Below are 12943 nucleotides of genomic sequence, written 5' to 3' on the forward strand. Positions count from 1 at the left end.
GGCTTACAGCTGCCAGCGATAGCCCATGCCGTAGGCGGTTCCTATGGCATTAAATTCTGTGTCCAGCGCTTGGAATTTGCGCCTGATTCTTTTGACGTGAGAGGTGATGGTGTTGTCATCTAATACCACGCGGGCCGCCTCCATAAGCTGGCTGCGGGATTTAACATGGCCGGGCCTTTTGGCCAGGGCGTGGACAATCCAGAATTCGGTCACGGTCAGATCCACAGGCTGGTCATCCCAGTGGCAGTGAAGCCTGGAGATATCCAGCCACAATTTTCCCTGGGTTAAGCTCTCGCCTTCATCGCTCTGGTCCCGCAATACACTGACGCGGCGCAGTAGGGCGTTAATTCGCGCCTGCATATGGGGTAGGGAGATATCCTTGGTGAGGTAATCATCAGCGCCCAGGCGCAGTCCGGAAATAATATCCAGCTCTGAGTCCCTGGCGGTGAGAAATAATATTGGCAGGCTCGGTGCCATAGCGCGCAGCTCGCGGCAGAGCTCAAAGCCTCCCTCCACTTCGCTGCCGAGGCCCACATCAATTACGGCCAGGTCCGGCAGCCGCTGGCGAAAAGCTTCCATAGCCTCAATCCTGGCACTGTATAAATCGACCCGATAACCGTGGCGGCGCAGGGCATCGCGGTAATTTTCTGCGATAGCGCGTTCATCTTCGACAATGGCGATGGTTGCACTCATGACAAATCCCGATTTAATTCCTTTCAGGCGGGGAATCATGCACGAAGTTGCAGGGGTTAGGCAAAAAGGCGGGCGCAAGGCGCCCGCAAATACAACAGGATTTTTATCCGTTCGGAGCTGTGCGAGTGGATTTGGAGTCCACTCGCGCTTATCTAATAGCGCTTGAAGCTGGGGCTGCGGATTTGCTGTCCGCAGTGCCCCTTGAGCTTAGAAGTTTCCCGCCATGGACTCCGGCAGGGAGAAGCGGATGTCGACGCGGCGCTCCATGGCGTAGGCGTCTACATCGCCCCGGGTTGCCTGGGAATAGGTGGAGCCGAGTGCGCTGCGGCTGATTCTCTCTGCGTCGATTCCCAGCGCTACCAGGGCCTCTTCCACACTCAGGGCGCGTTGATCGGACAGCACATTGTTGTAGCCGTCACTGCCGCGGGGGTCTGCGTGCCCCTCCAGGTGAATTTGCAGGTGGGGGTGGCGCTTGAGAAAGTCAGCCATGGCGCTCAGCTGGTTTATTTGTCCCTCTTGAAGCTCATCCTCCCCGGTGGTGAACAGCATTTGGAATTGCAGTGAATCCAGAGCCAGTTGGCCGGCGTCGTTCGCGGACAGTTGAGCCGCATCCAATTGCTGTGCCAGGTTGCTGAGCTCTGCACGGCTCTCTGTCAGTTGTGTTGCCAGCATATCTGCCTCGTCTGCTTGCTTGATCTGCTCTCCGAGCCAGGCTCCGCCGAGCGCTCCGGCGATAAAGCCAACGGGTCCACCCAGAGCTGCACCGGCTATTGCGGAACCGGTAAAGACTGAGGCCTGCTTGGCCGGAGTCAAATTGGGTTCGCTGTGCTCCTTGGCCTGGGCTCCAGTGGCAATCAGAGAACTCAGGGCAACGGCCATCATTACTTTTTTCATTGTTGTGCTCCTTAGCGGCTTTTTTCTTACTCGTTTGGGCCTGTTCTGTTGTGGCCCGTTTGAGTGTTATTAAACAGCGGCAAGGAGGCGCTGGCGTGGCGCGGCTGTGACAAACAGCGGCTCAATTGTGGCGAAATATGGCGGTCGCTCCAAATATCAGCTCGGGAGCTGGCAGGGGGGGGGCGACGGCTGTTACCGCAGAGCGTGGATGGACAGGCGGGGCCGGGGCCATCAACGACTGCTATATCCCGCACAATTGTAAGAGCCAGGGCAATAATCAAAGCGCTAATGGCCATCCCTTATTTCCCCGCGCCGCCCGCTCCATCGGTGGCGCGGCTAGCTCGCTCTTAGTATAGGCTCGCGCTCCCCCCCGCAGCAGGCTCTAACGGGGTTGATGACCCCATATACCCCCGGATTTTGCGGTAGACTTGCCGGCCAATAAGTTTCAAATTTCGCCAGGAGCCCGAGTTTTGCCACAGTCACCCCAAGCTCAGGAACAGGCAGTCGAAAAATCTGGTGCCTCCAGGTTACTGCGGGGCAGTTCCGTTGTCGGCGCGGCCACCATGTTGTCGCGAGTGGCCGGGCTGGTGCGCGATGTGGCGCTGGCTCGCTTTGCCGGTGCGGGGGATGCCGCCGATGCCTTTTTTGTCGCGTTTAAAATTCCCAATTTTTTCCGCCGCCTATTTGCCGAGGGCGCATTTGCCCAGGCCTTTGTGCCGGTGCTGGCCGAGTATCGCCAAAAGGGCGGCAAGGCGGCTGCGCGGGAATTAAATGATCGGGTCGCGGGTGCTCTCGGCGGCGTACTTTTGTTGGTTACCCTGTTTGGTGTTCTCTGCGCTCCGCTGGTCACGGGTATTTTTGCTTTTGGCTGGTGGTGGGACGGCAGTGAGCGGGAGAAATTTGATCTCGCCACCGATATGTTGCAGATCACCTTTCCCTATTTGATGTTGATTTCCCTGGCGGGATTTACCGGGGCAATACTCAATACTTTCGACCGCTTTGCTATTCCGGCGCTGACGCCGGTGCTGCTCAATCTGGTTTTGATTGCTGCGGCGACTGTCGCGACAGGTTGGTTTGACCCACACATTATGGCGCTGGCCTGGGGGGTTCTTGTGGCGGGGGTGGTGCAGCTGCTATTTCAGCTGCCCTTTCTCGCCCGTGAAGGGCTGTTGCCGAGCCCTAAATGGGACTGGCAGCACCGGGGGGTGCGCAAAATTTTGCGCCTGATGGCACCGGCCATTTTTGGCGTGTCAGTGACCCAGATCAGCCTGGTACTGGACACACTGTTGGCCTCATTCCTGCCCAGCGGCAGTGTTTCCTGGCTCTATTTCTCCGACCGCCTCACCGAGTTGCCCCTGGGGGTATTTGGGGTCGCAGTGGCTACTGTGATTTTGCCCAGCTTGTCGCGGCAACACAGCGACGGAGATCCCCGTCGCTTCCGTCACACCCTCGACTGGGCCCTGCGCAGTGTTACGCTTATCTCCCTGCCAGCGGCGGTTGCCCTGGTGGTATTGGCGGAGCCGCTTCTGACGACACTGTTCCAGTACGGGCAGATGCAGCCGCGCGATATGCAAATGGCCGCCTGGTCCCTGCGGGCCTATGCCATGGGGTTATTGGCGTTTATGCTGATTAAGGTGTTGGCACCGGGCTATTTTGCCCGCCAGGACACCTATACCCCTGTGCGTTTTGGCCTGATCGCAATAGCGGCAAAAATGGTATTGAGCCTTCTGTTTGTAATACCGCTCAATTATTACTTTAAGCTCGGCCATATGGGCTTGGCGCTGGCCACGGCTTGCCAAGCGGCGATCAACGCCTGGCTGCTCTATAAGGGCTTGCGCCGCGATGATGTGTATAAGCCCGAAGCGGGGTGGGGGGCTTACCTAGTCAGGTTGCTTCTGGCGAACTTGGCGATGGTCGCGATTTTGTTGGGGGCCTTGCACCTATGGTCACAGTGGAGCGAGTGGGCTTGGTATGACCGCGCCTGGCGTATGGGTCTGATTGTGGCTGCCGGTGGGGCCACTTATCTGTCAGTCCTGCTGGCTTCCGGCTTGCGCCCCCGGCACTTCCGCGCGACTAGTTAGTTTTTAGCGGGCTATCTGGATAAAGATGGCCCCTGGCCGCCCAGTGGGAATCCGCTATACTGTGCGGCTCGTTTTTATGAGGATGGGAAAATCGCTTTGACCCAGGAGTGCGAACTAATTCGCGGGTTACACAACCTGCGCCCCCGCCATCGGGGAAGCGTGGCGACGATCGGCTCGTTCGACGGTGTGCATCTCGGTCACCAGGCGATTGTTGCGCAGCTCAAGCAGCGCGCACAGGAGCACAATCTGCCCTCAGTGGCGATTATCTTTGAGCCCCAGCCTCACGAGTTCTTCTCCGGGGAGAAGGCGCCGGCGCGCCTGATGCGCTTTAAAGAGAAAGTGCTGGCACTATTTGATGCCGGTGCCGACCGGGTGCTGTGCCTGCAATTTAACGAGAAGCTGCGCAGCCTCAGTGCGGATGCCTTTGTGCGCCGCATTCTGGTAGACGGCCTTGGAATTCGCCACTTAGTCGTGGGGGACGATTTCCGCTTCGGCTGTGATCGCAGTGGCGACTACCGATTCCTCCAGGGCGCCGGAGTCGAAAATGGATTCACGGTGGAAGACACGGCTACGCTTGAGATTCGCGCAGCCCGAGTGAGCAGTACCCGTATCCGCGAAGCATTGCAGCGGGGCGAATTTGAGTTGGCTGAGACCTTGCTCGGACGGCCTTACAGTATTACCGGGCGGGTCGCCCCCGGCCGCGCCTTGGGCCGGCAACTGGGTGCGCCCACCGCGAATGTACGCCTGCATCGCTACCGCTCCCCGCTGGTTGGTGTTTACACCGTGCGCACCACGGCTGCGGATGGAACGGCACTGGCAAGCGGGCGGCGGGAAATTGACGGTGTGGCCAATGTGGGGTTTCGCCCGACGGTTGAAGGGGAGGGCGCCCGGCCACTACTGGAAGTCAACTTGTTTGATTTCGATGGCAATCTCTACGGAAGGGAGTTAGCGGTAGAGTTTTGCCACAAACTGCGCGATGAAGAGAAGTTTGCCTCCCTGGAAATCCTCAAAGCCCGCATCGCCCAGGATATTGACGATGCTAAAGACTGGTTTGTGCACAACCCCAAGGGGCGCTAACCGCTATACAGACGATGAATTATTCTCTACTAGAGCTGAAGTAGACATCCAATGACTGATTATAAAGTGACCTTAAACCTGCCTGAGACCGACTTTCCTATGCGCGGCAATCTGCCCCAGCGCGAGCCGGCTATTTTGAAAAAGTGGCAGGAAACCAAGCTCTACGAAAAAATCCGCGAGGCGCGGGCGGGACGCGAGCAGTTTATCCTGCACGATGGCCCTCCCTACGCTAACGGGGATATTCATATAGGTCACTCGGTCAACAAGATTCTCAAAGATATTATTATCAAGTCGAAAACCCTGAGTGGTTTCGATGCCCCCTACGTGCCGGGCTGGGATTGCCACGGCCTGCCGATTGAGCACCGCGTCGAGAAAAAGATCGGCAAGGCTGGCGCCAAGGTGGACCACAAAACGTTCCGCCAGAAGTGCCGCGAGTACGCCGCCAAGCAAGTGGATGGGCAAAAGAAAGACTTTGTCCGCCTGGGGGTGTTCGGTGAGTGGGATAACCCCTACCGCACCATGGATTTCCAGTTCGAAGGCGACATTATTCGCTCGCTCGGACGAGTGGTCAAAAACGGCCATTTGGCGCGGGGCTTTAAGCCGGTGTACTGGAGCGTTGTGGGCGGTTCGGCCCTGGCGGAAGCGGAAGTGGAGTACCAAGACAAGATCTCCTATTCCATTTACGTCTGCTACTCGGCGACGGAAGAGACGTCCCTGGCGATTGCCGACGCCGCAGGTGGGCACGCCGGTGAGGGCCCGCTATCGGTGGTTATCTGGACCACAACGCCCTGGACCCTCCCTTCCAGCCAGGCGGTTTCGGTCAACGCCGAGCTGGAATACGTTGTGGTGCAAACCGCTGGGCGCCGCTTGCTCGTTGCCGAGGCACTCAAGGATGCAGTATTAGAAAAGGCGGGGCTCGAGGGCGAAGTGGTCGGCCGAATTCGCGGTGCCGCCCTGGAGCACTTGAAGCTCAACCACCCCTTCTACGACAAGCAGTTGCCGATGATCCTCGGCGATCACGTCACCACCGATGCGGGTACCGGTTGTGTACACACAGCGCCGGATCACGGCCCCGATGACTTCCAGGTGGGCAAGCGCTACGGCATCGACACCCTGAACTATATCGATGACAACGGCGTGTACCGCGATATGGTACCGCTGTTTGCCGGTGAGCACGTCTACAAGGTGGACGACAAGATCGTGGCTCTGTTACAGGAGCGCGGTGTACTCCTGCACCAGGGCAAGATGGAGCACAGCTATCCCCACTGCTGGCGCACCAAGACGCCGCTTATTTACCGCGCAACTCCGCAGTGGTTTGTGAGCATGCAGCAGAATGACCTTCTGGAGAATGCACAGAAGGCAGCGGATGAAGTTCAGTGGATCCCCGGTTGGGGCAAGGCCCGCATTGATGCCATGCTGGACGGCAGCCCGGATTGGTGTATTTCCCGCCAGCGTACCTGGGGTGTGCCCATCGCTTTGTTTGTTCACAAAGAGACCCACGAAATCCACCCGGATACCCCCGCTTTGATGGACAAAGTGGCTGAAAAGGTCGATGCCGAGGGAATGGACGTTTGGTTCGATCTGGACCCGCAGGAGCTGCTCGGTGATGAGGCGGACCAATATCAAAAGGTGACCGACACCCTGGATGTCTGGTTCGACTCCGGTGTGACTCACTACGCCGTACTGGAGCGCCGCAACGGCCTGCGTTTCCCGGCAGATCTGTACCTTGAGGGCTCGGATCAGCACCGAGGCTGGTTCCAGTCATCACTGAAGACCTCCATCGCTATCAACGATTGTGCCCCTTATAAGCAAGTGTTGACCCACGGTTTCACGGTAGATGCCCAGGGACGAAAAATGTCCAAGTCCATCGGTAATACCGTGGCGCCGCTGGATGTGATCAATAAACTGGGTGCAGATGTACTGCGCCTGTGGGTTTCCGCCACTGACTTCAGCGGTGAAATGGCGGTGTCCGATGAGATCCTGAAACGCACAGCGGACTCTTACCGCCGCCTGCGCAATACCGCACGCTTCTTCCTGTCCAATCTGGCTGGATTTGACCCGCAAAAAGACTTGCTGCCGGAGGGTGAACTGCTGGCGCTGGATCGCTGGGCCCTGGATAAGGCGGCGCGTCTACAGGATGAAATTATCGCGGCTTACGATAACTACCAGTTCCACCAGATCTATCAGAAGTTGCACAATTTCTGTGTCGTGGAAATGGGTGGCTTCTACCTGGACATCATTAAAGATCGCCAGTACACCACCAAAGAGGACAGCACTGCACGCCGCTCTGCGCAAACTGCGCTCTACCATATTGTTCAGGCATTTGTCCGCTGGATCGCGCCTATCCTGAGCTTTACCGCAGAGGAGTTGTGGCAGTTTATTCCCGGTGCCAAAGCGGACAGCATCTTTATCGAAGAGTGGTATTCGCTGCCGAAACTGCCGGCGGAGTCGGTTAAAGGTGCGGACTATTGGGCTGCTATCGCCGAAGTAAAAACTGCGGTAAACAAGGTACTTGAAGAGCAGCGCGGAGCCGGTGCCATCGGCGGCTCCCTGCAAGCGGCGGTGACTCTGTTCGCCGAAGATGACCTGCGCGAGAAGCTGTTGGAGCTGGAAGATGAGCTGCGCTTTGTGCTGATTTGTTCCTCCACTTCGGTACAGCCGCTCAGCGATGCCGCCGGTGCCGAGTCCACCGAGCTGGACGGGCTGAAAGTGAGCGTGAGCAAAGTGGATCACCCGAAATGCGCGCGCTGCTGGCACTACCGCGCCGATGTGGGTGTATCAACAGAGCACCCAGATATTTGCGCACGCTGTGTGGATAATGTCTCTGGTGAAGGAGAAGTGAGGCACTATGCCTAGTTTCAATCCTGTTTGGGGGCATCCATGGCGCTGGTACTGGCTGGCGCTGATAGTGGTTGTCCTCGATATCGCCAGCAAAGTCTGGGCTGTGGATATGTTTATGCACGGCCCGTCGATGCAGATTATTCCGGGCCTGCTGCAATTTACTTATGCGGAAAACTACGGTGCCGCCTTTAGTTTCCTGTCCGATGCGGGGGGCTGGCAGCGCTGGTTTTTTGGAATTATTGCCCTCAGCTTTAGCGTCGTTGTCATTGTTTGGTTGTGGCGCTTGCCGGCGACAAAGTGCTGGGAACCCTGCGCCCTGGCGCTGATTCTTGGGGGGGCCTTGGGCAACCTGTGGGATCGCGTGCTGCTGGGTTACGTCAGAGATTTTATTTCGGTCTATTACGGCAGCTGGCACTTTCCGGTATTCAATGTTGCGGATATGGGAATTAGTATCGGCGCTGCAATGCTGGTTATTGAGCTACTTTTCTTTGCGGAAAAAGACAGTGGCAAAGCAAAAAATAACGTGGAAGTTTAACGAACTATGAGTAATGTCGTTATTGGCGAACACTGCCGGGTGACACTGCACTTTAGCCTTAAATTGGACGATGGCACTGAGGTGGATTCAACTTTCAAAGGTGACCCCGCCTCCTTCAGTGTTGGCGATGGCAGCTTGCTGCCGGGTTTCGAAAAAGCACTTTTTGGTTTGCAGGCGGGGGATGAAGCCGAGATCGAGATACCGCCTGAGGTAGGCTTTGGTCAACGCAATCCGGAAAACCTGCAAAAGGTGCGCCGGGATACTTTTTCCCCGGATATGGCACTGGAGCCCGGCCTGGTCGTCTCTTTTGATAATGGCAGTGGTGAGTTGCCCGGAGTGATCAGCGAGATTGGTGAGGACGAGGTTATCGTCGACTTTAACCATCCGCTGGCCGGTCAAACCTTAAATTTCCATGTGAAAATTATTGCGGTGGATTCGATCCAATAGGATCGGATTCCCCCCTTTGTAGCAAGTAGAGTACCGAAGTAGACATGCAAATCCGAATGGCCAACCCCCGGGGCTTTTGTGCCGGTGTCGACCGGGCAATTGATATTGTGAATCGCGCCCTGGATGTATTTGGGGCGCCAATCTATGTCCGCCATGAAGTGGTACACAATAAGTTTGTGGTGGAGAGCCTGAAAGAGCGCGGCGCAGTTTTTGTCGATGAACTCGATGAAGTGCCCGATGATGTTATCGTTATCTTCAGTGCTCACGGTGTTTCCAAGGCGGTGCAGCGCCAAGCCGAGGAGCGCGGTTTGCGCGTATTCGACGCTACCTGCCCGCTGGTTACCAAGGTGCATATCGAGGTGAGCAAGTTCAGCGCCGATGGTGCGGAGTGCATACTTATCGGTCACGCCGGGCACCCGGAGGTAGAGGGCACCATGGGGCAGTATGACAGTTCTGCCGGCGGTGCCATTTACTTGGTGGAAGATGAAGAGGACGTGGCCAAGTTAGCGGTAAAAGATGAGAGCAATCTCGCCTATGTGACCCAGACAACCCTGTCCATGGATGATACCGCCCGCGTTATTGATGCCCTGCGGGAGCGCTTTCCCAAAATTCGCGGACCCCGTAAAGATGATATCTGTTACGCAACCCAGAATCGCCAGGATGCAGTGAAACAGCTGGCCCTGGAGAGCGACTTGGTGCTTGTTGTCGGCAGCCCGAACAGCTCTAACTCCAATCGCCTGCGCGAGCTCGCCGAGCGCTGTGGTGCAGATGCTCAGCTGATCGATGGTGCGGATGATATCAGTGCGGATTGGCTCCAGGGTAAGTCGGCCATCGGTATCACCGCAGGAGCCTCAGCGCCGGAAGTTCTGGTGCAGGGGGTTATCAGCCGCCTGCAACAGCTCGGTGCAAAGGCACCAGAGGAAATGGATGGAAGGGCTGAAAATATCCGTTTTTCCCTGCCTAAAGAGTTGAGATAGTTCCCCATATAGCCCCAGGCACTTTGCTTCCCGGGGCTATATACACTGGTCTGAACCTGCCGTCTCAATCCGCATACGGCCACTGTGAAATAATATCAGGGCCAGGCCCTCTAAATCCTCATTAAGGGGGCAAATATAGAGGCTCCCCATTTGCAGCGCTCCCTGTGGGGAGCCCGTATTGCGGCTCTCACCGGTTGCAATAAAAGAAATGTAATCTTTGACCGGTGAATTGGCCAGTACTTGAACCCTATCCAATTTGTCTGCAGATACGATTAAATAGTCATTATCATCGCGCGTACCGTCGTTATCGGTATCGATAAAAATTTCCCAGCCAAGCTCCCAGCTGCCGAAGTTGCGCATTGTGACCCGCTGATTTTTTTCTATAGCGGTATTTCTCGTGAGCTGCACCGCAGTAAAAAGTTTATCTGCAGTTAATTCCAGCTGCGTTTTTTCGATGATTTGCGTAAAGCTTGGCAGACCGATCAGCAAAAGTACCGATAGAATCGACAGGCTGATGAGTAGCTCAAGTAGTGTAAGGCCCCGCTGAGTCATCGTCCCCTCCCGGGATTTTTAGACGCAGGTCTCATTGCTCCGACCACTGAATCTGCCGAAATGGCCACTGGTCGGTTTGGCGTGGTGCGTAAGCTGGGTGAAATGCTACTTTCGCGACTATATACACGGTCTTTTTCTCTTTCTAGGTGTTTGGCGGTAAAGTAAACACTGAATTATTGGCACAGGCGTTAGAAATAGATGCGATATAGGAATACTGGCCAGGGGGGTCCGGCGCAGCGGCAAGCGGGATTTACCCTGATAGAGATGATGATCACACTGGTGGTGCTGGCTGTACTTGTTAGCATTGCGGTGCCGAGTTTCACCGATATGATGAATAACAGCCGCTCCGTCGCTTTGGCTGAGGACTTCGCTGGGGCCCTGAATTACACGCGCTCGGAGGCGGTGAGGCGCGGTGATCGGGTTTCAATCTGTGCGAGTAGCGATGGAGCGAGTTGTGGGGCGACTAATAACTGGAGCCAGGGCTGGATTGTCTTTGCCGATGGCGCTACTACCGATAGCGCGGGAACGCCGGTTGTCAGCGAGGTAATAAGGGTGTGGGATATTAGCGATTCCAATGCTGCTATCACAGTTACCCAAACATCTGGAACAACCAATTTTATCCGCTACACCGATGTGGGCACACTGGGGCGTTTTACCCAGACCTCAGTCGTGGCGAAAAACTCTAACTGTACCGCCAGCAATGCGAGAACCATAACGGTCGGCGCAGCCGGCCTGATCACAATAGCAAAAACAGACTGCTAAGGGGGCGAAGTGAAATCGCTAAATTCCCAACGCGGGGTTGGGCTCATCGAGGTTCTGGTAACCGTATTGATCCTCTCTACTTCTTTGCTTGGCTTGGCAGCCCTGCAAAATAAGGCCCTGCAATATAACCACAGCGCCTATATGCGCTCCCAGGCCAATATCCTGGCTCAGGATATCTTCGAGCGTTTGCGGGCAAATCGTGAGAATTTATCGGCATACGAATTAACCGTCGATGATGCCACTCCAACTGCAAGCTCAAGCCGCGCCGAGGTGGATTTGGGTGAGTGGCGAGGGTTATTGTCCGCTAGCCTTCCCGCTGGAACTGGAGGAATAACCTGTAATGCAAACGATGTGTGTACGGTTACGGTCCAGTGGGGGGAAGAGGACTCCACAGGTAGTGGTAATGATGCCGGTACCAGTAGCTTTCAATATATGACGAGAATTTAATGGGGGTCGCAATGTTTAAGCAGCGAGGAATCTCTCTTGTAGAACTGATGGTCTCTATTACGGTTGGCTTGGTGCTGATGGCCGGTGTTGTGCAGCTTTTCTTGTCGAGCAAAGTCACCTTTACCACCCAGCAGGCTATCGCCAGAGTGCAGGAAACCGGGCGTCTTGCGATCGATTTTATCAGTGAAGATATTCGTATGGCGGGTTATGTCGGCTGTATGAATGTGGCAAATACCGATCCAGACGCTTTTAGAAACTGGCTCAATGATAGCAATACAGCACTTTATAACTTTGCCCTTCCCGCAGAGGGAATCGATGGCGATCAGACCACGACAGGCTATCCCAGCCATGACAGTAACTCAGATGTATTGCTGTTAAGAAGTGCCAATGGCACTTCTGTGATGGTAAGCGCTATTAATGAAGCTGACAGTGTTTATATTGAAAATACTGGTATAGAAGTAAATGGCTGTGATGTGGGCGAAGATGAATATAGCGGTATTTGTAAAGACGATATTGTAGTAATTGCCGATTGCAGCAAAGCGAGAGTTTTTCAGGTAACTGGGTTTGTGGGGACGAGTACTTCTGCGCATATTGAACTGCTGCACTCTGATGCGAGTGGCTTTACCCCGGGAAATAGTATAGCAACCGCTGGTAGTAACGTCACCGAAAAATATGATTACTTCTTTACGGATGCACAGGTTTTTACCACCTCCAGTACGTTTTATTACATTAATACGGGCACGTCTGGGCGGCCGAGTTTATTTCGACAGGTTAATGGCGATTCTCAAGAATTATTGGCCGGGGTCGAGCAAATGCAGATCACTTATGGAGTGGATACCAATGGCGATGATGTGCCAGATAATTACAAGACTGCTACAGAGATTACGGATTGGGATGAGCTGGCCAGTATAAAGGTGGAATTACTGGTGGCCTCTGATGATGATAATGTTCTACAGGAAGCGCAGCTGTATAGCTTTAATGGCGCGGTGGACCAAAATCCGGGGGATAAGCGTCTGAGGCAGGTGTTTACGAGTACTATGTCAATTCGCAACCGTATGCCATAACTAGGAGTAAAAAAGTATGAATAAAAGGGGTTATAGCAAAAGTCTGCGAAGGCAGGCGGGTGCGACACTGCTAGTTGGACTGGTTATTTTATTGTTGATGACTTTTATTGGTTTGGCGGCAATTCGCGGCAGTGGTATGCAGGAATTAATGGCCGGTAATATGCGCGATCGCCAATTGGCGTTCCAAGCCGCAGAGGCGGCATTGCGGGTTGCTGAGGCGAAGCTGGAAACGGAAGCCGAAGCGGCTATCAGCACTCTCTTTGATGGGGATACCGTCGGCTACGTAGAACAAATGGATGGCTCCTCAGCCAGTGATTTTTGGCTGCTCTATGACTGGGAAGGGGCAGCGGTGTCCACAAGCCTCGGTTTGAGTGGTGTAGCCAGCCAGCCTATGTACGTGATTGAAAGAATTGAAGGCTCGGTGTGGAATCCAAACGATGGCGGGGATATTGGTGCTGGGAATTCAGTTGATGAGGAGGCCCCGGTGTACTATCGAATTACCAGTCGCGGTGTTGGCGGTACCAGTAGTGCCGTAGTAATTTTACAGTCAACTTCTGCTCCTTGATAAATTGC

General features: G+C 55.1%; 13 protein-coding genes. 10 read left to right on the forward strand and 3 right to left on the reverse strand.

Features of this window, described 5'->3' with window-relative positions; translation table 11 throughout:
- Positions 1-3 precede the first annotated feature (3 nt).
- Positions 4-693 (reverse strand): proteobacterial dedicated sortase system response regulator, encoded by a 690-nt coding sequence (gene pdsR / locus ACJJIK_RS17855; RefSeq protein ID WP_444929590.1) that lies wholly within the window; start codon positions 691-693, stop codon positions 4-6.
- Positions 694-900: 207 nt separating this feature from the next.
- Positions 901-1587 carry an OmpA family protein gene (locus ACJJIK_RS17860; RefSeq protein WP_444929591.1) on the reverse strand — a complete coding sequence of 229 codons (687 nt, stop codon included), beginning with the start codon at positions 1585-1587 and terminating at the stop codon, positions 901-903.
- Between the two features lie 470 nt (positions 1588-2057).
- Here ACJJIK_RS17860 and murJ point away from each other — a divergent pair, with 470 nt between their 5' ends.
- From murJ to ispH, 6 genes are all read left to right on the forward strand, one after another.
- Positions 2058-3668 (forward strand): murein biosynthesis integral membrane protein MurJ, encoded by a 1611-nt coding sequence (gene murJ, locus ACJJIK_RS17865; protein WP_444929592.1) that lies wholly within the window; start codon positions 2058-2060, stop codon positions 3666-3668.
- Between the two features lie 96 nt (positions 3669-3764).
- Positions 3765-4745 (forward strand): bifunctional riboflavin kinase/FAD synthetase, encoded by a 981-nt coding sequence (gene ribF, locus ACJJIK_RS17870; RefSeq protein ID WP_444929593.1) that lies wholly within the window; start codon positions 3765-3767, stop codon positions 4743-4745.
- A 51-nt stretch (positions 4746-4796) separates the two neighbouring features.
- Positions 4797-7601 (forward strand): isoleucine--tRNA ligase, encoded by a 2805-nt coding sequence (gene ileS / locus ACJJIK_RS17875; protein ID WP_444929594.1) that lies wholly within the window; start codon positions 4797-4799, stop codon positions 7599-7601.
- Positions 7594-8121: a signal peptidase II gene (gene lspA / locus ACJJIK_RS17880; RefSeq protein ID WP_444929595.1), complete on the forward strand. Its 528-nt coding sequence runs from the start codon at positions 7594-7596 to the stop codon at positions 8119-8121. The genes ileS and lspA overlap by 8 nt, the downstream gene beginning before the upstream one ends.
- Positions 8122-8127: 6 nt before the next feature.
- Positions 8128-8568 (forward strand): FKBP-type peptidyl-prolyl cis-trans isomerase, encoded by a 441-nt coding sequence (locus ACJJIK_RS17885; RefSeq protein ID WP_444929596.1) that lies wholly within the window; start codon positions 8128-8130, stop codon positions 8566-8568.
- A 44-nt stretch (positions 8569-8612) separates the two neighbouring features.
- The gene (gene ispH / locus ACJJIK_RS17890; RefSeq protein WP_444929597.1) at positions 8613-9545 is read left to right on the forward strand and encodes a 4-hydroxy-3-methylbut-2-enyl diphosphate reductase; all 933 of its coding nucleotides are present in this window, start codon (positions 8613-8615) and stop codon (positions 9543-9545) included.
- A gap of 36 nt (positions 9546-9581) precedes the next feature.
- Here ispH and ACJJIK_RS17895 read toward each other — a convergent pair whose 3' ends face one another.
- On the reverse strand, positions 9582-10097 hold the full coding sequence (locus ACJJIK_RS17895) for a GspH/FimT family protein (RefSeq protein ID WP_444929598.1): 516 nt from the start codon (positions 10095-10097) through the stop codon (positions 9582-9584).
- A gap of 198 nt (positions 10098-10295) precedes the next feature.
- Here ACJJIK_RS17895 and ACJJIK_RS17900 point away from each other — a divergent pair, with 198 nt between their 5' ends.
- From ACJJIK_RS17900 to ACJJIK_RS17915, 4 genes are read left to right on the forward strand one after another with little or no spacing between them, the layout of a single operon-like run.
- Entirely contained in the window at positions 10296-10859 is a 564-nt protein-coding gene (locus ACJJIK_RS17900) for a GspH/FimT family pseudopilin (protein ID WP_444929599.1), read from the forward strand.
- Positions 10860-10868: 9 nt separating this feature from the next.
- The gene (gene pilV / locus ACJJIK_RS17905; RefSeq protein WP_444929600.1) at positions 10869-11306 is read left to right on the forward strand and encodes a type IV pilus modification protein PilV; all 438 of its coding nucleotides are present in this window, start codon (positions 10869-10871) and stop codon (positions 11304-11306) included.
- Between the two features lie 11 nt (positions 11307-11317).
- Positions 11318-12370 carry a PilW family protein gene (locus tag ACJJIK_RS17910; protein ID WP_444929601.1) on the forward strand — a complete coding sequence of 351 codons (1053 nt, stop codon included), beginning with the start codon at positions 11318-11320 and terminating at the stop codon, positions 12368-12370.
- A 16-nt stretch (positions 12371-12386) separates the two neighbouring features.
- On the forward strand, positions 12387-12935 hold the full coding sequence (locus ACJJIK_RS17915) for a pilus assembly PilX family protein (RefSeq protein WP_444929602.1): 549 nt from the start codon (positions 12387-12389) through the stop codon (positions 12933-12935).
- Positions 12936-12943 lie beyond the last annotated feature (8 nt).

The organism is Microbulbifer regidiadema (SeqCode) (assembly GCF_052466995.1).